This window comes from Novosphingobium sp. ZW T3_23 (assembly GCF_044987305.1).
Lineage (GTDB): Bacteria > Pseudomonadota > Alphaproteobacteria > Sphingomonadales > Sphingomonadaceae > Novosphingobium.
This window is the reverse complement of record NZ_JBJDRF010000130.1, coordinates 1-1,148: the sequence shown is the minus strand read 5'-3', so window position 1 is coordinate 1,148 and position 1,148 is coordinate 1. Positions and strand designations below refer to the sequence as shown.

The window sequence follows — 1,148 nt, the reverse complement described above, 5'->3', positions numbered from 1 at the left end:
CACGCCTTCTCTCGCTACTGGGGTTTCCGGCCTCGCGCTTGTGCCCCGTATCGGGCGCGGACGAAGGGCAAGGATGAGCGCGGCGTTGGTTACGTGAAGCACAATGCGTTGGCCGGGCACAGCTTTGCCAGCATGGCCGCACTCGAGCAGCATATTGCCTGGTGGCTGCGCGAGGTGGCCGACGCGCGGTGTCACGGTTCGACCGGCGAACCGCCGCTTCTGCGCTTCGTCCGTGACGAGGCCTGCAAACTAAAGCCGCTCCAAGGGCGGCCACCGTTCCGACAGATCCGGGAGCTGGTTCGCAAGGTGCACAGCGACTGTGCGGTCGAGATCGATACCAACGCCTATTCCGTGCCTTGGCGATTGTTCGGTGAGAGCGTGCAGGTGACGCTTAGCGGTGCTGAGGTTCGCATCTTTCATGGCGGTCAGCTAGTTGCTGAACATGCCGAGGCGAGCGGTCGCCACCGCCGGCTGACGGACCCGGCTCACTTCATTGGCGTCAGCGGCGTGAGTGGCCCCGTACTTCGGCCTGTCGATCCCGAGATGGCGGCTATGCGACCGCCCAATCTGCTGCGTCCCCTGCTCGAATATGAGCAGCTGGCAGGAGGGCGGTGGTAATGACTATCGGCCACGAGACGTTGCTGGGCTGGTTGTCCCGGCTCAAGCTCACCGCCATCCGAGACCAGCTCGACACGCTGCTCGACGAGGCGGCCCGCAACGATCTGACAATGCGCGAGACGCTCGCATTCCTTTGCGAGCGAGAAATTGCCCGCAAGGACGAGCGGCGGATCGAGATGGCGATGAAGATTGCCCATTTCCCCTATGCTCGCGAGCTCGACGGCTTCGATTTCGAGGCTCAACCCAGTGTTGATCCGCACCAGATCCGAGACCTGGCCACTGCTCGCTGGGTCGCACATGGCGAGGCCGTCCTGCTGCTGGGACCTCCCGGCGTCGGCAAGTCGCACCTGGGCATCGCGCTCGGGCGGGAAGTGATCAGGCAGAACTACACCGTTTTGTTTACAACCGCGCAGGCGCTCGTCTCTGCCTTGGTAAAGGCCCATGGCGAAGGGCGCCTGGAAGAGCGACTGTCCTTCCTTGCCAAACCTAAGCTGCTGATCGTTGATGAGCTTGGCTATCTGCCCTTCGAC

The 1,148-nt window shown here is 63.2% G+C and carries 2 protein-coding genes; both read left to right on the top strand.

Annotated features, from left to right (window positions below):
* Positions 1–618 (top strand): Mu transposase domain-containing protein (locus tag ACI3K3_RS25630; RefSeq protein ID WP_404918933.1); only part of this gene is annotated, 618 nt, incomplete at its 5' end.
* The coding region (locus ACI3K3_RS25625) for an ATP-binding protein (RefSeq protein WP_404918931.1) at positions 618–1,148 on the top strand (531 nt) is incomplete at its 3' end. The genes ACI3K3_RS25630 and ACI3K3_RS25625, both read left to right, overlap by 1 nt.